We start from the raw sequence: 18,588 nt of genomic DNA, 5'->3' as shown, positions 1-18,588 counted from the left end.
TCAGCCCGCCCACACCTCGGCCAGCTCGATCTGCAAACCGGGGAACAGCTGTGCGGCATCCAGGACCTGGGCCGGGGCGAGGCGTTGCGGTGCGGCCTCGGCGGCGGTCCAGATCTCCACGGCCAGCTCCTCGGGAATCAACAGCCAGCCGAGTTGGGCGCCATTGGCGCGGTAGCGCTTCATCTTCTGTCGCAGGGCCGTCAGCCCGCGGGGGCCTTCCTCCGACGGGCTGGCCAGGTCCACCACCACATCGGGGCAGAGGGGGACGAAACCCCGGCGTTGCTCGGCCGTGAGGGCTGTCCAGCGCTCCTGGCGCACCACGGAGACGTCGGGGCTCAGCACAGAGCCATCGGGCAGGCGAAAACCGGTGGAGCTGTCAAACACCTCCAGGGCAAGACCCGTGCGGCGGACGGCCAGCCAGATCAGCGCACCCAGCGCCTGATTGCGGGCGCCGGTTTCGCTGCCGGTGGGCGTCGTGGCGATCAACTGACCATCGGCGGCGAGTTCGAGCACAGCCTCAGGGTTCGCCTGACACACCCGCTCAAACTGCTCCGGGCTGAGGCGCAGATCCCAGGGCAAGGCCAACGGCTCCAGCGTCGGAGCGGCTGGACGGTGGGGAGGTGCCGGGGTCATGCGGCGTGCGGCACACCTGCGGAGGTAGCGCGATCCCGTGGGGGCGGCCTCAGCTCACCAGCCCATCGATCCGCTTGGCCAGCTCCAGATCCAGGTCCGACAGCCCACCGGTGTCGTGGGTGGTGAGGTTGATCGTCACCCGGTTCCAGACGTTGCACCATTCCGGATGGTGGCCCATCGCCTCAGCGGCCAGGGCCACCCGGGCCATGAAGCCGAAGGCGGCGGAGAAGTCGGCGAAGCGCAGCTCGCGGTGCAGCTTGCCCTCGCGCACGGTCCACTCCGGCAGCTCCCGGGGCAGGGAATCGATCTGGGCGGGGGTGAGGGGTTGGGCGGCCATGGTGGAACAGAGCGAAGAACAGTGGGGACGGACGGGGGCTACCGGTCAGGCGAACCGGTAGTGCTTGCGCACCGGCGCGTGCACCTGCCAGCGGCAGCGGAGCCCCTCGGGGAACACCACCAGATCGCCGGCCCCGAAGCGCACCGGCTCTCCCCCCTCCGGCGTCACCGTCACCTCCCCCTCCAGCAGCAGGCAGGTCTCCTCGGCGTCGTAGGTCCAGGTGAAGCTGCTGGGCTCACAGGTCCAGATGGGCCAGGAGTGGATCTCCAGCCGCTCGATGGTGGCGTCCGGACAGGGGGAGGTGACGGAGATGGCCATGGCGGGGAAGCGGGGGTCATTCCCCCACCAGATGCAGGCTGAGCCGGCGCTGATGGGGAAGGGTGCGGTGTTCCCAGAGATAGACGGCCTGCCAGGTGCCGAGCAGAAGCCGGCCGGACTGGAAGGGCAGGGAGAGGCTGGTGCAGGTCAGGGCGGTGCGGATGTGGGCGGGCATGTCGTCCGGCCCTTCCTCATCGTGCACCCAGGCACGCCGCTCTCCAAGCCCGCTCAGGGAGCGCACACCGTCCTGGGGCACGAGCGCCCGCAGATAGGCGGCCAGATCCACCAGCACCCGGGGGTCGGCGTTCTCGTTCACCGTCAGGCTGCAGCTGGTGTGCAGGCAGGCGATGGTGGCCGTGCCGAGCTGCAGGCCGCTGGCGGCGATCTGCCGGTTCAGCGCCTCGGTGATGTCGTCGAAGCCCTCCCCCGCCGTGGACACGCTCAGCTGCAGCAGGCTCTGGCGCAGCATCGCCGGACTCAGGCCGCCGCCGGATCCGCCGCAACCCCGCCGGCGTCGATGGTGGTCAGCCGGCAGGCCAGGGGATCCCAGAGGATGTAGCTGAAGCAGGTGGGAATGTCGGCCAACGACAGCCGGCGCACGCCTCCGAGCAGGTGAGCATTGCGCTCCTGGGCGGCCCGCAGCCGGTAGTTGGGAATCCGGGACGAGAGGTGGTGGATGGCATGGCAGCCGATGTCGGCGGAGAACCAGTTCAGCAGCGGCGGCAGATCCAGGTCGCTGGTGCCCTCCAGCACCCCGGCCATCTCGCTCCAGCCCTCGGTGCGGTGGGCATAGGAGCCCGGAAAGTTGTGCTGCACAAAGAAGATGCAGATGAAGATCGCCGCCGCGCAGGCCATCACCGGGGCATAGATCGACCAGAACACGCCGGCCCCGAGCCAGCGGGACATCAGCCACCAGGAGCTGATCACGGCGATGTTGTTGCCGAGCAGATCCCAGAATTCCGTGGGTGTATACCAGCCCTTCGAGCGATAGCTGGCCAGGATCTGGCGCAGCCCCATGGGCTCGTCGGTGCTGCGCAGGCAGCGCACCAGGTGGGGGAAGAACCCGGCCGCACCCAGCAGCAGGGCCAGGCGGGGCTTGATCACCAGGTAGAAGAAGCCGCCAGGGAACAGCATGGCCGGGTGGCGCAGCCAGCGGTAGAACCTCTGGCCACCCGGGCTGAGGGCGGCGAAGGCGCTGGTGGTGACAAGGGCCGAAGGTCCCTGGTACTTCTCCCAGTCGCCATTGTGGCGGTGGTGGTAGGCGTGGCCCCGCGACCAGGGGTACTGGGGGATGGCGCTGAGCACCCCGAGCAGGAAGCCGAACAGTCGGTTCAGGCGCCGCTGGCGGAACAGGGAATAGTGGCCGCAGTCGTGCATCAGCGAGAAGCAGCGGGCCAGCAGCAGCACCATCAGGGCCATGGCTGGCACCAGCAGCAGCGGCGCATGCAACCGGCTCCAGGCCACCACCAGCCACAGCGCCCCATAGGGAATCACCGTGTTGGCGATCTGCCAGGACGCCCGCAGATTGGAGCTGTCCATGAAGGAGGTCAGCTCGAAATCGTTGCGCGAGAGACCACGAAGTCCGGACGGCTGGGCTGGAACTGCGGCCGGCCAGGAATCGTGCAGGGTGGCGGAAGAGAAGCCCTGCGACAACACATTTCCTTCAACGAGGTTTGAACCATAGCCATCCGCAGCAGCAATGAACGGACGGCAATCCGAAGCAAATCTGCATAGCATCGCTGCGGCGGAGGCAAGCGTGGACGCGGATCTGATCGTCGTGGGCAGCGGGCTCGGCGGCCTCTGCGCCGCAGCCATCGCCGCCCGCCACGGGCTGCAGGTGCTGGTGCTCGAGGCCCACACGGCCCCCGGTGGCGCCGCCCACGGCTTCCGGCGCGGCCCCTACCACTTCGAATCCGGTCCGTCGCTCTGGAGCGGCCTGGGCCGCTGGCCGAGCACCAACCCCCTGGCCCAGGTGCTGCGGGCCGTGGGTGAGACCGTGCCGGTGGCCCAGTACCGCGACTGGGGGCTGCTGCTCCCCGAGGGCAACCTGCGGGTGGAGGTGGGCACCGGGCCCTTCCTGGCCCTGGTGCGCGACCTGCGCGGACCGGCCGCCGCCCTGGAATGGAGCCGCTTCCTGGAGGCGCTGCGGCCCAGCTGCGAGGCGGCCCGCTGCCTGCCCCTGCTGGCCCTGCGCCCCGGGGCGGGGATGGCCACCACCCTGGGCGGCGGCCAGGCCCTGCGCCTGCTCGGCCAGGCGGGCCGGCTGGCCGGCCTGGGCGGCGCCTTCGGTCCGATCGCCCGCCGCCACCTGCGCGATCCCTTCCTGCTCCACTGGGTCGACCTGCTCTGCTTCCTGATCTCCGGCCTGGCCATGGACCAGACCAGTGCCGCCGCCATGGCGACCCTGTTCGGCGAATGGTTCGAGCCCGACGCCTGCCTCGACTACCCCATCGGCGGCAGCGCCGCGGTGGCCGAAGCCCTGGTGCGCGGTCTGGAGCGCCATGGCGGTCGGCTGCGCACCGGCGCGCCGGTGGCGGAGATCCTTGTGGAGCAGGGCCGGGCCGCCGGGGTGCGCCTGGCCGGCGGCGAGGCCCTGACGGCCCGGCGGGGGGTGATCGCCAACACCAGTCCCTGGGATCTGCTGGCCCTGCTGCCCGACGCTGCCGTGCCGGCCCGCTGGCGGCGGCGTCAGGCGGCCACCCCGGCCTGCGCCAGCTTCCTGCACTGGCACCTGGCCCTGCGCGGGGCGGATCTGGAACACCTGCCGATCCACCACGTCTGGGTGGGCGACTGGCAGCGGGGGATCGGGGCGGAGCGCAACATGGTGGTGCTGTCGATGCCGTCCCTGCTCGATTCCTCCCTCGCGCCGGAGGGCCATCAGGTGCTGCACGGCTACACCCCGGCCAATGAACCCTGGGCGCTGTGGCAGGGGCTGGAGCGGGGCAGCGCCGCCTACGAGGCCCTGAAGGCGGAGCGCTGCAGCGTCTTCGGCGACGCCCTGGAGCGGGTGCTGCCCGACTGGCGCGAGCGGCTGGTGCTCGAGCTGCAGGGCACCCCCCTCAGCCACCGCCACTACCTGCGCACCCACCGGGGCAGCTACGGGCCGGCCTGGCCCGCCGACAGGGGCCCCTTCCCGGGCGGCGCCACCCCGATCGAGGGCCTGGTGCTCTGCGGCGCCGGCGTGTTCCCCGGCATCGGCGTGCCGCCGGTGGCCGTGAGCGGCGCCATGGCCGCCCATCGCTTCGTGGGCGCCCGCCAGCAGAAGCATCTGCTGGAGGAGATCGGCCTCAGAAGCGCCTGAGGGCCTGGTTGCCGAGCCGCACCTCCCGCAGCAGCAGGGTCACCGCCGCCATCAGCGAGCCCATGGCCAGCACGAACAGCGAGGCCACCAGGGGGGTGAGATCGATCGCGGCCAGGGTGCTGAGGAACAGCACCATCACCACCGTCGCCACCAGCAGGAAGCTGGTGGCGGCACAGGTGAAGGCCCCGGAGGCCAGGGCCATGCGCCGCCGGTGCGTCGCCAGTTCCCCCGCCAGCTCCCGCTCCTGCAGCAGGCTGGCGGCGGCCTCCCGGGTCTTGATCACCCGGGCCCGGTCGACGATGCGGGAGAGGCGGGTGGTGATCACCCCCAGCAGCCCGCTGATGCCCGCCAGCAGGAACACCGGCGTCACCGCCAGCCGGATCGTCTCGGCCAGGGACTGCACCGGCGGGCTGGCCACGAGCAGGATCGGCGTCAAGGCCCCGGCACAGGGAGCGCCCAACCTAGGTCGATGGCCCCTGCCAGCCTGGGCCCGCGTCCGACGCCCCGCCTGCCATGCCCACCACCATCACCTGCCGCTACGAGGGCGCCCTGCGCTGCACGGCCACCCATGCCGCCTCCGGCGCGGCGCTGATCACTGACGCCCCGCTCGACAACCAGGGCAAGGGGGAGTCCTTCTCCCCCACCGATCTGGTGGGAACGGCCCTGGCCACCTGCGTGCTGACGGTGATGGGCATCGTGGCCGAACGCCACGGCATCGCCCTGGAGGGAACCACAGTGCGGGTGGAGAAGACCATGACCAGCGGCGGCCTGCGCCGCATCGCCCTGCTGGAGGCCTGGATCGAGCTGCCGGCGGGGCTGGCGCCCGATCAGCACCAGCTGCTGGTGCGCGCCGGCGAGACCTGCCCGGTGAAGGTGAGCCTGGAGGGCAACGTGCCGATGCAGCTGCACTGGAGCCCGCAGGGTTGAGCGCCGTTCAGGTGCCGGCCCCCGGGCTGAGGGTGACACCCACCTCGAGCTGCTCCAGCGGAGCTTCGGGGTCCTCGGGCACCAGCAGCACCATGGTGCTGGCGGTGGGGCGGGTGCCGGGCTGCTCCTGGAGGATCTCCAGCGCCACCATGGTCTTGCGCCACTGCAGGATCTTGCCCTCCAGCAGGGCCACGAAGTCGTCGCAGTTCCAGCGGGCCGCCTCGCCGCGGCAGGGGTAACGCTCCAGCACATCGAGGATCTCCATCTCCCGCAGCGGGGAGGCGTCGGCCGGATCCCACACCAGCAGGTAGTTGCCGTCGAGGGCATTGGCCTCCAGCAGGCTGGCCTCGCTGGCCAGCAGGCTGTCGAGGGCCATCTCGTCGTCGTCCCGCTCGATGGCGGTGAGCAGGGCCTCCAGCACCAGCTGGGTGTCGTCGTCGAGGCGATCGCAGTGGGTCGCGAGCAGCCCGGTCACCGCCAGCTCGATCTCCTCGATCGGCAGCACCATGGTGAGGGCGCGCAGGATCGCGCCGAGCACATCGCCGGATTCGGCGGCGTCGGCGTCAGCGCCCGACTCCTCGCCCTGCCCCTCCAGGGCCAGATCGGGGTCGGCCATGAACCGTTCGATGGCCGCGAGCACCAGGGCCTGCTCCGGTGAGGGGGGATGCATCGATCCGGGGGCGGGAGAGGAGATCTCCACCATGGCGCCGGTGGCGGCGGGGTGGTGCCTGCCAGAAGCGATCGGCCGGGGATCCAGCCATCACCAGAGCAGGCGGCAGGGAAAGGAGGCCAGCGCAGGGTCGATGCTCACCAGTTGCAGGCCCTCCAGCTCGGCCTGGGCGGCCAGCAGTCGGTCGAACGGATCACGATGGGTCTGTTGGTAAGAGCCGGCGCGAACGCCGTGATGCAACAGCACGGCCAGCGGCTGAAACCCCTGCTGTTGCAGGAGGGACGGTAAATCCTCCAAAAGCCCTTCGGCGCCGGGGAGTTTGCCCAGGCGAGCTTTGGTGGCGATTTCCCAGCCGGAGGCGGCGCTCACGAAAACGGCCGCCGCTGGATTGCCGATGGCCTTCTGGGCGGGTGAAGAGAGCCTTTCGGGTTCCACCAGCCACCAGAGCAGGGCGTGGGTATCCAGGAGCAGGGACGGGCTCGTCAAGACGGCAGAGGAGCGTCCAGAGCTTCGAGCTCCTCGGCAGGCAGCGGGGCGAGCAACTCCTCGGTGCTGGGAAGCTGCAACTGCCCTCGCAGCACTCCTGGCTGGCGACGGGGCCGCTCGGGTTCCAGCGGCACCAACCGCGCCCAGGGCTTGCCGTCCTTGGCCACAAGGATGGTTTCGCCCGCATGGGCGGCGTCGATCAGCCGAGAGAACTGGGTCTTGGCCTGATGAACGTTCACGGTGCGCATGATCGATGCCTGACCCAGCAGCCCCAGCGATGGAGCGAGCCTAGTCCAGATCTGAGTCCATGCCTGCGCTCGCCCCCCGGCTTTCCACGGGCGCCATGCTGGCCCCATTGGCTCCACCGTTCCCATGGGTTCCGCGGCCCCGGCCCTCGAAGCGCTCCACCGGCACCTGCACACGACCCGCCTGCTGGGCTCGATCAGCAGCACCCTCTATTACGACCAGAACACGGTGATGCCCGCCGCCGGCGCCGCCTGGCGCGGCGAGCAGCTGGCCCTGCTGGCCGGCCAGCTGCACGAACGCCAGAGCAGCGACGCCTACGCCGACCTGGTGGCCGCCGCCGAAGCCGATCTCCAGCCCGCATCCCCGCCCCAGCAGCGCCGCAACCTGGAGCTGCTGCAGCTGGAGCTGAACCGCCAGCGCTGCCTCGATCCGGCCCTGGTGGGCGCCATCGCCCGGGCCCAGTCGAAGGGCAATGCCATCTGGCAGCAGGCCCGGGCGGCCAAGGATTTCGGCGCCTTCGCACCGGCGCTGCGGGAGCTGATCCGCCTGCGCCGTGAGCAGGCCGGCCAGCTGGCGGCAGCCGAGCCGGTGGCCCGCAGCCCCTGGGAGATCCTCGCCCAGCCCTTCGAGCCCGACATCAGCAAGGCGCGGCTGGCCCAGCTGTTCGCCCCCCTCGAGGCCGGCATCCCGCCGCTGCTGGAGCAGGTCGCCAGCACCGGCCCGGCCGGCGTCGATCTGCCGGAGGCCCTGCAGGAGCGCCTCTGCAGCGAGCTGCTCGACAGCTGGGGCTACGACAGCCGCCGCTGCCAGCGTTCCCGCTCGCCCCATCCCTTCTCCTGCACCGTCGGCCCCGACGACTTCCGCATCACCACCCGGGTGGTGGCCGGTCAGCCGTTCTCGGCCTTCCTGGCCACCGCCCACGAATGGGGCCACTCCCTCTACGAGCAGGGCCTGCCCCGCAGCGACGACCATTACTTCCCCTGGCCCCTGGGGGAGGCCACCTCGATGGGGGTGCACGAAAGCCAGAGCCTGTTCTGGGAATGCCGGGTGGCCCGCGGCCGGGCCTTCGCCGAACGCTGGCAGCCCCGCTTCTGCCGGGGGCTCGGCGCCGACCCCTGGCGCGGTGCCGCCGGCTTCTGGCGCGCCCTCAACCCGCTGCGGCCCGGCCTGATCCGGGTGGAGGCCGACGAGCTCAGCTACACCCTCCACATCGTGCTGCGCTTCGAGCTGGAGCTGGCCCTGCTGGAGCAGGAGATGCCGGTGGAGGAGCTGCCGGAGCGCTGGAACCGGCGCATGGGCGAACTGCTTGGCCTCCAGCCCCGCACCGACGCCGAGGGCTGCCTGCAGGACATCCACTGGGCGGAGGGGCTGTTCGGCTACTTCCCCTCCTATGCCCTGGGCCATCTGATCAGCGCCCAGATCGCCGAGGCCCTGGAGGCGCAGATCGGTCCGATCGAGACGCTGGTGGGGGCAGGCCAGGAGGCTGCCCTGCAGGCCTGGCTGGCGGAGCAGGTCTGGCCCCTGGGCCGGATGGTGAACGCCGAAGAGCTGGTGGAGCGGGTGACGGGGCGGCCCCTGGGCGCCGAGCCCTTCCTGGCCTATCTGCGCACCAAGCTCAGCGGCCTGGCCGCCGCCCGCTGAGCCGGCCGGGCCTGGCTGCGTAAGATGCCGCCGCAGAAAATCAGGCCCCCATGGCGAACATCGACCACGCCCCCAGCCGCACCATGTTGAATCTGCTGCATGTGCTGCCGGCCTTCGCCGATGAGGCCGAACTGCGGCTGAACGCCATCGTGGAGCTCAACTCCAGCACGATCAACAAATACGAGCTGATCACCGAGACCGGCCACCTGAAGCTGGACCGGGTCGGCTATTCCTCCCTCGCCTATCCCTTCGCCTACGGCTGCATCCCCCGCACCTGGGACGAGGACGGCGATCCCCTCGACATCGAGATCGTCGGCGTCACCGAACCCCTGGTGCCGGGCAGCCTGGTGGAGGCCCGCATCATCGGCATCATGTGCTTCGACGACGGCGGTGAGGTGGACGACAAGGTGATCGCCGTGCTGGCCGACGACAAGCGCATGGATCACATCGCCAGCTACACCCAACTCGGCGACCACTGGCTCACCGAGACCCAGTACTACTGGGAGCACTACAAGGATCTCAAGAAACCCGGCACCTGCAAGGTCAACGGATTCCACGACGTCGGCGAGGCGGTTCGCATCATCAAGGAGTGCGAAGATCGCTATGTTTCAGTGATTGCGCCCCGTCTGGTCGGCTGACGTCCACCCCGGCGGTGCGGCATCTCTGCTGTTGATCCGCCTCCCATGTCGCGCCCCCCGGCCCTGTTTCTGCTTCTGGCCGCCGCCTGGGGGGCGACCGCCGGAACCGGCGCCCTGGCCGCCAACCAGCCTGATCTCCAGCCTGCGCCCCAGCCTGATCCCCGTCCCGTGCTGCAGCCGGCGGCTCAGCCAGCGCCGGAGGCCGCCGCTCCCACCCCGGCCGCCGCAGTGATCACCCGGGAGATCGTGCTCGAGCTGGGCAAGCGCACCATCAGCCTGCGCGACAACGGCAGGGTGCTGGGCAGCTGGCCCGTGGCCATCGGCGACGCCGCCACCCCCACCCCCAAGGGACGCTTCCAGGTGGAGGTGAAGGTGGTCAATCCCCAGTACCAGAGCACCAAGAGCGGCAGGATCAACCCCACCAAAGGGCCCAACGGGCCCCTCGGCGACCGCTGGATCGGCTTCAAGCAGAGCGGCCTCAATCAGTACGGCATCCACGGCACCCCCAGCGCCTGGGCCTGGACCGTCACCTCCCGCTCTGCCGTGACCAACGGCTGTGTCCGGATGCTCACACCCCATGTGCGGGCCTTGTTCGATCAGGTGGAGGTGGGCACGCCGGTGGTGGTCAAACCCTGAGCCACCGGAAGCGTTTCCGGGCAACGGGGCAGCAGACCGAAGAGATTCTGGAGATCGACCAGGAAGGCTTTGAGGTATGGGTTAGAACACCTAATCTCACGCATCAGCCTTCTTGCGGCACCCTGTTCCGCGAACCAACACCCATGGTCGACTCCGGCACCCAACCCACCACCGATCAGCTGAACAGCACGTCGCTGAAGTGGGGCAACGACGGTGAGCTGTCCGAACTGGATCTCCAGCGGATCCTCGGCCTCCTCTCTCAGGTCGATCCTGTGGCCGAGGCCCTGATGGAGGGCCGCTCCGAAGCGGCCTGAAGCCTCCGGGCCAGGGCCCTGGCCATGCCGTCGCGGCTGGCCAGGCCCCGCAGCAGACCGACGGAAAGGCCCCCCGTCGGCAGACCATGGGGCAGATGGCCGCCAGTGCCCTCCGGCACCGCGAAGACGGGCACCTGGCGCAGACCGTTCGGGCCCAGCTGATCCTCCAGCCGGTCGAGATGGGCTCCGCTCGGCAGCCAGACCAGTTCGGTCCGCAGACAATCCCTCAGGATCCGGGGCTCGCCGCGGTTCAGCTCCGATGAGAGGGCCCGCTGCAGGTCGGCCAGGGTGACCAGCCCCAGGGTGGTCCCGGCCTCCTCCACCAGCAGGCAGTGGCCGTGGCTGTCGATCAGCCGGGCCAGGGCCATCGGGGCCCCCATGGCCGCCGGCAGCACCAGCGGCGCCTCCGGCTCGAAGGCCTCCTCCACGGCGATGGCCGCCAGCTGGCTCCGGCGGCGTTCCTCGACCGGATCGGGTCCCATCAGGCCGGGGTCATGGATGCCCTGCCAGCGCTCCACCAGGGCGGCGCTCAGCCCGGCGGCCGCCATCAGCGGCAGCACGATGCGGATGTCTCGGGTGAGCTCGAACAGCAGCAGCAGCGCCGTGAGCGGGGCCCGGGCGCTGCCCGCCAGCACCGCCGCCATGCCCACCATGGCGTAGGCGGGCGGTTCGGCCACCGGCAGATTCAGGCCGCCGCTGCCCAGCACCTGGCCGTAGCAGTTGCCGAGCACGGCCCCCAGGAACAGGGACGGGGCAAAGCCACCGCCCACGAATCCGGTGGCATTGCTCACGGTGGTGGCAACCAGCTTCACGCCGATCAGCGCCACCAGGGTGAGCAGGGGGATGCCCCCGTCACGGCCCAGCAGGGCCTCGATCGTGTCGTAGCCCACCCCCAGCACCTGGGGAAACACCAGGGCCATGCCCCCCAGGGCCGCCCCGCCCAGGGCCGTGGGCAGTCCCGGCGGCAGGCGCCCGATCCAGCTCTGGACGCGCTCCTGCCGACCGGCCGCCAGCAGACGGATCAGCAGCCAGGACATCAGGCTGGCCACCAGCCCCAGGCCCAGATACAGGGGCAGTTCCAGGGGTGAGCGCACCTCGTAGGCGGGCAGCCGCAGGATGGGCGTGTCGCCGAGGCAGAGCTGGGTGACCAGGGTGGAGGCCACCGCCGCCACCAGCACCGCCCGCAGGCTGGGTCGCCCCGGGATGGTGCTGTAGCTGCCCTCGAAGGCGAAGAACACCCCGGCGATCGGGGCCTTGAAGCCCGCGGCCAGACCCGCCGCCACGCCCGCGGCCACCAGGGCCTTCTGGGCCTGGGGGGAGAGGCGGCCCCGCAGGGCCACCCAGAGGCCGATGTTGCCGCCCCCTTCCACACTCGGGCCCTCCGGTCCCAGGGACGCGCCGCTGCCCAGGCTGAGGGAGGCGGCCACCAGGCGCAGCAGGGGCAGCCGCGGCTCGCCCCCCTGGCTGCCGTCGGCGATGGCCATCAGGCTGGAGAGGCCCGGGCCGATGCTGCCGGCCAGGTGGCGCAGCAGGCCCACCGCCAGGCCACCGAGGGTGGGCACCACCACCACCGGCCAGAGGGCCAGCCAGTCGGGGGTGGCGGGCAGGCTGATCGGCGGGGGTTCGGGCGCCGCCGGGGCCGCCGCCATCAGGCCGATGCCATCGAGACCGAGCTGCAGCAGGGCCTTCAGGGGGGTGCCGCCGTCGGCCGCCAGGGGCGGCAGGTCGATCGGCAGCGGAGCGGAGGCCGCAGGGGTGGAGCGGCCGATGACCAGCAGGCCCTCCACGAACGGGCCGAACAGGAAATTGTTGATGAACCCGTAGAGCTCATGGAAGGCCACCACCGCCAGTCCGGTCATGGTGCCCACCAGGGCCGCCCAGGCCAGCAGATTCCACTGGAAGGGCAGGCCCCTCAGATCGGCATCGGGTGCACCGGAAGGCTCCCCGGGGACCGCCCTGCCGCCGGCCTCAGCGCTCGGGGCGGACGCTGGCAAAGATCTCCTCCAGGATCTCCCCGGCGCCCTGGGAGCGCAGGATGCCCGCCAGGGCCACACCGATCGCCTCCGGATCACTTGCCGGCCCGCGCTGGCTGTCGCGCAGCAGCCGCTGGCCATCGATGCTCGCCACCATGCCGGTCAGCACGAGCTCATCGCCCTCGAAGCGGGTGTTGACGCCGATGGGCACCTGGCAGCCGCCTTCCAGGCTGCGCAGGAAGGCCCGTTCCGCCAGGCAGCGGCGGGCGGTGGGCTGATGCTCCAGCACGCCGATGGTGGCCAGCACGGCGGTGTCGCCCTCGCGGCACTCGATCCCCAGGGCCCCCTGTCCCACGGCGTGGAGGGAGATCGAGGGATCGATCAGCTCGTGGATGCGGTCCCCCAGCCCCAGCCGGCTGAGGCCCGCCGCCGCCAGGATCAGGCAGTCGTAGACGCCGGCGTCGAGCTTCTCGAGCCGGGTGATCACGTTGCCCCGCACATCCTTGAACACCAGGTGGGGGTAGTGGTGGCGCAGCTGGGCCAGACGCCGCAGGGAGCTGGTGCCCACCACGCTGCCCTCCGGCAGGGTGGCCAGGCTCTTCTCCCGGTGCTTCTGGTGCACCACCACGGCATCGGCGGGGTCCTCCCGCTCGGTGATGCAGCCCAGCACCAGTCCCTCGGGCAGGTTAGTGGGCAGATCCTTGAGGCTGTGCACGGCGATGTCAGCCCGGTCCACCAGCATCTGGGCCTCCAGTTCCTTGGTGAACAGACCCTTGTCGCCGATCTTGGCCAGGGCCACGTCGAGGATCTTGTCGCCCTGGGTGGCCATGGCCTCGATCGAGATCGCCAGGCCGGGATGGGCAGCGGCCAGTTCATCCCGCACCCAGTGGGTCTGGACCATGGCCAGCTGGCTGCGGCGGGAGGCGATGCGCAGGGTGGAGCTGGTCATCGGGCGCTTCGGGCGGCAGCGACGGCTGCCAGGCAACAGCCGCCCAGCCTAGGGACTGGCCGTCCGGCGCTCCCCTGGCGGCGGCGGGAACGTGATCAGCTGATGGGATCAGGCGAACAGGTCCAGGGGCAGGGGGCCCCAGGTGTCCTCGGCGGCAGGATCGGTCGCCTCATGCCCGGTGATCAGCACCCCCTCGCCCAGGCCGTCCTCCCGGCGCAGGCGGAAGAGGCCGTTGCGCTGGTTGCCCTTCAGGAACACGGGCCCCACAGCGTCGTCGGCCGTGCTCCCGGCCCCTTCTGCCTCCTCCGCCGGCCCCAGGGCCGGCCAGCCCAGGGCTGACTCGTACGCCCGCAGGGCGTCCAGCGCCGCCGCAGAGGACGGGGCCATGATGCCCACCGTGCACCAGCCGCAGGCCGCCAGCAGGGGCAGGAGCTCCTGGCGCAGCTGGCGTCGCTGCTCGTCCTCCAGCGCCGGGGCGGTGCGGAGCCCGCGCAGGCCGGCCAGACCGGTGAAGGGATGGGGGGCGGTCAAGGGGAGGGGGGCGCAGGGGTGGACCCACTCTGGAGGTCGGACGGCGGGGGCTCACGCCAGAAGCCCAGGCACACGCTCAGCCAGGCCAGACCGACAGCTCCCCCCGCCAGCAGGTCCGTGGGCCAGTGGGCACGGACGTAGAGGGTGCTCAGCCAGACCAGCCCCACCCAGAGGCAGGCGCCGAGCGCCAGGGGGCGCCGCAAGCGGGGATGGTGGGACGCCAGGATCACCACCATGGCGAAATAGAAGGCCACCGCCCCGGCCGCATGGCCACTGGGAAAGCTGTGTCCATCCACCGGCAGGAGCTTGCCGGGGGGGCGACTGCGGCTAAACAGGGGTTTGAAGACCAGATCCACCAGGATCAGGATGCCGCCGCTGGCCATCACCAGCAGGCGCAGATCCCGCCACCAGCGGCGCCGCACCACATGGATCAGGGCCATCACCACTAGGACGGCCGTGAAGCCGACGCCACTCAGCCGGTACACCTGAGCCAGGCCATCGCCCACCGGACCGCGGAGCTGATCACCGAGCCAGGCAAGGACCCTGGTGTCCAGCGGCTGCAGCGGACGGTCCGGGCCCACCGCAAGGCTGAGACCCACCAGGAGGGCCAGACAGAGGGGAATCAGAACCTTGTCCCTCGGCAGCGGAACGAAGCGCATCACGGTTGAAGCAAGCGAGCCTGCACCCGCCAGAGGGCCAGTTCCCCCCGCTGGGCCAGCCGTTCGACGCCGGCCTCCGGCAGGTCCAGCTCCTCGAGGTCCCGGCGATCCCCCAGCAGACGCACGGTCGGGCTGGCCGGTGTGCCGTCGGAACCGGCCTGCTGGCGGAGCGCCAGCCGGGCGATGCGGCGCCGGTCGGAGATGAAGAACGCCTCGGGCTCTCCGTAGAAAAGGATGCTGTAGCGCTTGGTGCCGACGATGAACAGGGGCTCGGCTGGCCGGCCCTCGGCCTGGGCCACCCGGGCCAGCTCACGCAGAGGCAGCTGGCGTTCGCGGTCGAGCAGCGGAGCGAGGGGGGCGATCACCAGGGCCAGGACGGCCAGAAACCCGGCCAGGCTGGGAACCCAGAGCCAGGCCGCCCACACCGGCCCCAACACCATCACCAGCAGGGCCAGGGCGCTCAGCCCCAGGCAGAGGCAGAGCACGAGCGGCAGGCCCGAGTCCTGCAGGGCCGCTGCGAAGGCCGGATAGGCCGGATCACGGGCCACCCAGCCCGGAGCGAGGGCGGCCGCCACCGCCATGGCGGCCAGCAACACCACCTCCACGCCGGCGGCGATCCTGGCGCCGGTGGGGCCCCGGCCCGCGGGCCGGCCATCGGCGACGGCCGGCAGGGGGCGCCAGAACAGAGCCACCAGCAGGCTTCCCGCCGGCAGGGCCGGCAGGATGTATCCCGGCAGCTTGGTGGCGGCGGCGGAGAAGAAGGCCACCATCAGCCCCAGCCAGAGCACCAGAAACAGACCCAGCCCTCCCCCAGGCCCTGCCTCAGCGCGCCAGCTCCGGAGCCTCCAGAACCGTTGCTCCGCCATGGCAGCGGGCAGGAACAGGGACCAGGGCAGCAGGAGAACCACCACCCAGGGCAGATAGAACCAGGGGGGCCCGGGGTGGTCGTAGAGGACCGTGGTGAACCGCTGCAGGTTGCTGAAACCGAGGAAGCCGCCCAGGAAATCGGCGCCGTTGACCGCCGCCGCCGCCCCGTACCAGGGCATGGTCACACCCAGGAACAGGGCCGCCATCGCCAGCAGCGGCCGCCAGCGCAGCCAGGCCCGCCAGCCGGCCGTGAGCAGCAGGAACAGCACCACCACCAGGCCGGGCAGCAGCAGCCCCACCGGTCCCTTGGCGAGAACGGCGATCCCGGCGAACATGGCCAGGGCCGCCCGGCCCAGGGGCGCCAGCCACCGATGGTGGGGATGGCGATGGGCGAGCAGGAAGCCGAACAGCGCCAGGGTGATGGCGCTGGAGAGGAACATGTCGGTGGTGGAGGTGCGGCCCCAGCCGACCCAGCCCGGGGTCGTCGCCAGCACCCCCGCCGCCAGGGCAGCCCGCAGGATCCGGGGCCGGCCCGCCTCCCCCGCCGGAGACCAGGCCAGCATCAGCCCAAAGGCCGCCACAACCACCGCACTGGCCGCCAGGGCCACCGGCAGTCGGGCAGCCCATTCGGAAACGCCGAACAGACGGAAACTCAGCCCCACCATCCAGTACCCCCAGACGGGGTAATCGAAGAAGCGCTCGCCGTTCCACCAGGGGGTGACCCAGTCACCCCGCTCCAGCATCTGGTGGCCCACCTCCACGAACAGGGCCTCGGTCTTGTCCATCAGACCGAGGCTGCCCAGACCCTGGAAGAAGGCCAGCCAGCAGATCAGGAGCAACCAGAGCCCGCTCAGCACCCAGATCAGACGCCCGTGGGCCCGGCTGCGGCGGCCTGCCGCCCATGCCCCTGGAGGAGCGACCACCATTCAGAACCCGGTCAAGAAAGTCAAGGAGAAGTTAAGGCCCGGGCCCCCCCATCCCGGCAGGCCCCTGGGACGCCGGTGGCAGGGGCTGCCGTCGCCAATCAGATGTGGTCAGCAGGCCCATGGCGCAGCCAGGATGCGCGCAACGGGCAAGGCATACGGGGGGTCGGCATGGCTGGTGACGGGCTGAGCGATGGGGGCATTCAGGCGCGGAAACGCTGGTCGATTCTCTATTTCCTGGTGCTGGCGGTCCTGATCGCGGCCTCCTTCCTGCTGATCCTCAACGACAGCGGATCGCCGCCCGCGTGGCCGATGGATCAATCCTTCATCAGCACCGTGGATCTGCGGATCTATAGAGAATCCGGTCACTGGATCTTCCAGTATCCGCAACTCCAGAACTCCGGAGGCATCAGCTCGAGCCTGCTGGTGGGTCTGTACAAGCTGATCATTCCCACCAGCCCCGCTTCCCTCAACTGGCACATCCGAACCCTGGCGATGCTCGGGTATCTGCTCTCCACCGACCTGCTGCTGAAAACCTTCGTGAAGCCTGTCGCCGTGAGGATCGCGGGACTGCTTCTGGTGGCCACATCCGGTTTCGCCCTGGTTCAACCCTCCAGCGAGATCCTGGCCGGCAGCCTGTTCACGCTCTTCGTGGTGGCCGCCACTTGCCGATGGCCGCTGCTGCTCAGCTCGCTGCTCCTGGGAGGTTTTGCCCTCTGCAAGGTGGAATTCCTGCTCGCGGCCCCCTTCCTGGCCCTGCTCTGGTGGTGGCGGGAGCAGGGAACCATCAAGAATTCCTGGCGCATTCCCTGCCTGGTGGGGCTGTGGATTCTGCTCTTCCTGGCCCCTGGATTTGCCGTCTATGGATGGGGGGTGATCGCAGGCAACCGCAGTTTCGATGCCTTCGCGGTGCACTATTCCACGCTGTTCCTGGCCCACCAGTACCAGGCCTATCCGTTCGATCCCTGGATGACGGCATCGTCGATCATGAAACAGGTGTTCCCAGGGGCGGCCAGCGTCTTGGATGTGGTCTCAGGCCATCCCCGGGCCTACATCGATTTTCTGGCCCTGTCGGCCATCGAGAGCATCAGGAACATCGTGTTTTCTCTGAAGCTGATGCTGATCCCCGCCGGCTTCACGCTCTATCACTTCAGGCATCTGGGTGTGCTTCGTTTCCCCGTCCTGCTCCTCGCCTTGGCCATGGTCTGCACCCTGGTGCCCGGCTGGCTGTTCGCCTTCGTCCATATCCGTTATCTGGCGAAGTTCTATCCCGTCTTCATCGGCCTCACCCTGGCTGGTGTGCTGGAACTCCAGTCGATGCTGCGGCCGGCAGGGCGTACGGTGATCCTCGCCGCGGGACTGATCACCCTGCTGTGGCAAGGGCTGAATCTCCCCACCATGGTGAGTCTGTCGCACCACCTCTAGCCACCTCGGATCCCGCTCCTAGGGGGTGTTCCAGACGAAGCGTGAGGACGCCGCATACTTCCAGACGAAATCGACGGCGATACCGGCCAGCAGGGCCAGCAACGGCTGGGGGGTGACCTGGCGGTAGAACGCGGAGGAGACGCCCACATTCGCCGCCATGCCCAGGGAGGTGACGAGCAGAAAGCGGATCAGGCCGAACAGCAGGGCGATCCCGCTGAGCTGCTGGGAGCGGAAGGTCAGCACGTTATTGATCAGGTAGTTGGAACATCCCGCGCTCACCACCGCCAGCACCTGGGCCTGCTCAAAACTGAAACCCAGCAGCTCCTGGGCCAGGCCGAACACCGTCAGGTGGATCCCGATCCCCGTGGCGCCGACCAGGGCGAAACTGACCGCTCGCCGGGGCACCATCCGCAGCAGCAGGGTATGCAGGATCGAGACGCCGAGATCCCAGACCACCGCCAGGTTGAGCTTGGATTCTCCGGTGCTGCGGGGCTGAAAACTGAGCGGCACCTCGACCACCGCCAGGTGACCATGGCTGAGGGCCAGCAGTTCATAGAGAAACTTGAACCCGTTCACATCCACCTGGCGCACATAGGGGAGACAGCGCTCCGGGCGCAGGGCGAAGAAGCCACTCATGTAGTCGCTCAGATGGCGATAGCGGGGCAGGCTGAAACGGGCCACCGCGTTCGCCCAGGTGGAATTGCGCTCCCGCCGCTCACTGAGTCCCTGGATGCTGGCACTGGGGTGAAAGCGGCTGCCGATCACCAGGTCGGCGCCGCTCTCCAGCAGGGTGGCGACCGTCCGGGCCACGGCAGCGGGCTCATGCTGCCCGTCGCTGTCCATGACCACCACCACATCCCCGGTGGCATCGAGAATGCCCTCCTTGATGGCACTGGACAGGCCGAAGCGACCGACGCGCCGAATCAACCGGACACAGCCATGCTGATGGGCGAGAAGACGGACTTTCTCTGATGTTCCGTCGCTGGAATCATCGTCGACAAAGAGAAGTTCCAGGTCGAAGTTCTGCTGGAGAGGCAGCAGTTCCGCAACAATGGGCTCCACATTGGCGCACTCATTATAAGTGGGCAATACCACCGTCAGGCGCAACACTTGA

At 69.9% G+C, this 18,588-nt stretch carries 22 protein-coding genes; 7 read left to right on the top strand and 15 right to left on the bottom strand.

All coding sequences use genetic code 11. The features are described from left to right. The 5 genes from KUG41_RS12925 to KUG41_RS12905 are packed head-to-tail and all read right to left on the bottom strand — an operon-like array spanning position 1 to position 2,827. The gene (locus tag KUG41_RS12925; RefSeq protein WP_216904598.1) at positions 1-633 is read right to left on the bottom strand and encodes a Uma2 family endonuclease; all 633 of its coding nucleotides are present in this window, start codon (positions 631-633) and stop codon (positions 1-3) included. A 49-nt stretch (positions 634-682) separates the two neighbouring features. After that, positions 683-970: a 4a-hydroxytetrahydrobiopterin dehydratase gene (locus tag KUG41_RS12920; protein WP_216904597.1), complete on the bottom strand. Its 288-nt coding sequence runs from the start codon at positions 968-970 to the stop codon at positions 683-685. A gap of 45 nt (positions 971-1,015) precedes the next feature. Then, entirely contained in the window at positions 1,016-1,288 is a 273-nt protein-coding gene (locus tag KUG41_RS12915; RefSeq protein ID WP_216904596.1) for a cupin domain-containing protein, read from the bottom strand. Between the two features lie 16 nt (positions 1,289-1,304). Continuing rightward, positions 1,305-1,757, bottom strand: a complete 453-nt coding sequence (locus tag KUG41_RS12910; protein WP_216904595.1) for a secondary thiamine-phosphate synthase enzyme YjbQ — start codon at positions 1,755-1,757, stop codon at positions 1,305-1,307. 8 nt (positions 1,758-1,765) lie between these two features. Beyond that, positions 1,766-2,827 carry a fatty acid desaturase gene (locus KUG41_RS12905; RefSeq protein WP_216904594.1) on the bottom strand — a complete coding sequence of 354 codons (1,062 nt, stop codon included), beginning with the start codon at positions 2,825-2,827 and terminating at the stop codon, positions 1,766-1,768. 160 nt (positions 2,828-2,987) lie between these two features. Here KUG41_RS12905 and KUG41_RS12900 point away from each other — a divergent pair, with 160 nt between their 5' ends. Beyond that, a complete protein-coding gene (locus KUG41_RS12900; RefSeq protein WP_216904593.1) occupies positions 2,988-4,589 on the top strand; it encodes an NAD(P)/FAD-dependent oxidoreductase in 1,602 nt (533 codons plus the stop codon). Here the strand turns inward: KUG41_RS12900 and KUG41_RS12895 are convergent. Further along, positions 4,576-5,025, bottom strand: coding sequence for a DUF2721 domain-containing protein (locus tag KUG41_RS12895; RefSeq protein WP_216904592.1), 450 nt, complete (start codon positions 5,023-5,025; stop codon positions 4,576-4,578). The genes KUG41_RS12900 and KUG41_RS12895 overlap by 14 nt on opposite strands. A 77-nt stretch (positions 5,026-5,102) precedes the next feature. Here KUG41_RS12895 and KUG41_RS12890 point away from each other — a divergent pair, with 77 nt between their 5' ends. Continuing rightward, on the top strand, positions 5,103-5,516 hold the full coding sequence (locus KUG41_RS12890; RefSeq protein ID WP_216904591.1) for an OsmC family protein: 414 nt from the start codon (positions 5,103-5,105) through the stop codon (positions 5,514-5,516). 7 nt (positions 5,517-5,523) lie between these two features. Here KUG41_RS12890 and KUG41_RS12885 read toward each other — a convergent pair whose 3' ends face one another. From KUG41_RS12885 to KUG41_RS12875, 3 genes are read right to left on the bottom strand one after another with little or no spacing between them, the layout of a single operon-like run. Further along, positions 5,524-6,219 (bottom strand): hypothetical protein, encoded by a 696-nt coding sequence (locus KUG41_RS12885; protein WP_216904590.1) that lies wholly within the window; start codon positions 6,217-6,219, stop codon positions 5,524-5,526. 57 nt (positions 6,220-6,276) lie between these two features. Further along, positions 6,277-6,672 (bottom strand): type II toxin-antitoxin system VapC family toxin, encoded by a 396-nt coding sequence (locus KUG41_RS12880; RefSeq protein ID WP_216904589.1) that lies wholly within the window; start codon positions 6,670-6,672, stop codon positions 6,277-6,279. Then, positions 6,669-6,920, bottom strand: coding sequence for a type II toxin-antitoxin system Phd/YefM family antitoxin (locus tag KUG41_RS12875; RefSeq protein WP_216904588.1), 252 nt, complete (start codon positions 6,918-6,920; stop codon positions 6,669-6,671). The genes KUG41_RS12880 and KUG41_RS12875 overlap by 4 nt, the downstream gene beginning before the upstream one ends. Positions 6,921-7,044: 124 nt before the next feature. Between KUG41_RS12875 and KUG41_RS12870 the strand changes: the two genes are divergently transcribed. The 4 genes from KUG41_RS12870 to KUG41_RS12855 all read left to right on the top strand — a co-directional run bounded on the left by KUG41_RS12870 (position 7,045) and on the right by KUG41_RS12855 (position 10,147). Beyond that, positions 7,045-8,559, top strand: coding sequence for a carboxypeptidase M32 (locus KUG41_RS12870; RefSeq protein WP_216904587.1), 1,515 nt, complete (start codon positions 7,045-7,047; stop codon positions 8,557-8,559). A 50-nt stretch (positions 8,560-8,609) separates the two neighbouring features. After that, positions 8,610-9,197 carry an inorganic diphosphatase gene (locus KUG41_RS12865; RefSeq protein ID WP_216904586.1) on the top strand — a complete coding sequence of 196 codons (588 nt, stop codon included), beginning with the start codon at positions 8,610-8,612 and terminating at the stop codon, positions 9,195-9,197. A 45-nt stretch (positions 9,198-9,242) separates the two neighbouring features. Continuing rightward, a complete protein-coding gene (locus tag KUG41_RS12860) occupies positions 9,243-9,833 on the top strand; it encodes a L,D-transpeptidase (RefSeq protein ID WP_216904585.1) in 591 nt (196 codons plus the stop codon). A 143-nt stretch (positions 9,834-9,976) separates the two neighbouring features. Then, positions 9,977-10,147: a hypothetical protein gene (locus tag KUG41_RS12855; protein ID WP_216904584.1), complete on the top strand. Its 171-nt coding sequence runs from the start codon at positions 9,977-9,979 to the stop codon at positions 10,145-10,147. Here the strand turns inward: KUG41_RS12855 and KUG41_RS12850 are convergent. From KUG41_RS12850 to KUG41_RS12830, 5 genes are all read right to left on the bottom strand, one after another. After that, entirely contained in the window at positions 10,093-12,141 is a 2,049-nt protein-coding gene (locus KUG41_RS12850) for a chloride channel protein (protein ID WP_254217242.1), read from the bottom strand. The two genes, KUG41_RS12855 and KUG41_RS12850, sit on opposite strands and share 55 nt — an antisense overlap. Further along, a complete protein-coding gene (gene hemC, locus KUG41_RS12845) occupies positions 12,116-13,069 on the bottom strand; it encodes a hydroxymethylbilane synthase (RefSeq protein ID WP_216904583.1) in 954 nt (317 codons plus the stop codon). The genes KUG41_RS12850 and hemC overlap by 26 nt, the downstream gene beginning before the upstream one ends. A 108-nt stretch (positions 13,070-13,177) precedes the next feature. After that, positions 13,178-13,600 carry a DUF1824 family protein gene (locus KUG41_RS12840; protein WP_216904582.1) on the bottom strand — a complete coding sequence of 141 codons (423 nt, stop codon included), beginning with the start codon at positions 13,598-13,600 and terminating at the stop codon, positions 13,178-13,180. Then, the gene (locus KUG41_RS12835; RefSeq protein ID WP_216904581.1) at positions 13,597-14,259 is read right to left on the bottom strand and encodes a phosphatase PAP2 family protein; all 663 of its coding nucleotides are present in this window, start codon (positions 14,257-14,259) and stop codon (positions 13,597-13,599) included. Before KUG41_RS12835 ends, KUG41_RS12840 begins: the two co-directional genes overlap by 4 nt. Next, positions 14,259-16,052, bottom strand: coding sequence for a glycosyltransferase family 39 protein (locus KUG41_RS12830; RefSeq protein ID WP_216904580.1), 1,794 nt, complete (start codon positions 16,050-16,052; stop codon positions 14,259-14,261). Before KUG41_RS12830 ends, KUG41_RS12835 begins: the two co-directional genes overlap by 1 nt. 168 nt (positions 16,053-16,220) lie before the next feature. On the opposite strand from KUG41_RS12830, the gene KUG41_RS12825 reads away from it, so the two are divergent. After that, entirely contained in the window at positions 16,221-17,474 is a 1,254-nt protein-coding gene (locus tag KUG41_RS12825) for a hypothetical protein (protein WP_216904579.1), read from the top strand. A gap of 18 nt (positions 17,475-17,492) precedes the next feature. Here the strand turns inward: KUG41_RS12825 and KUG41_RS12820 are convergent, their stop codons facing one another. Beyond that, complete coding sequence (locus tag KUG41_RS12820; RefSeq protein ID WP_216904578.1) at positions 17,493-18,584, bottom strand: glycosyltransferase family 2 protein; 1,092 nt, start codon at positions 18,582-18,584, stop codon at positions 17,493-17,495. Positions 18,585-18,588 lie beyond the last annotated feature (4 nt).

It is taken from the genome of Synechococcus sp. CCY 9618 (assembly GCF_019038415.1).
Lineage (GTDB): Bacteria > Cyanobacteriota > Cyanobacteriia > PCC-6307 > Cyanobiaceae > Cyanobium.
This window is presented reverse-complemented; position numbering and strand designations above follow the sequence as displayed.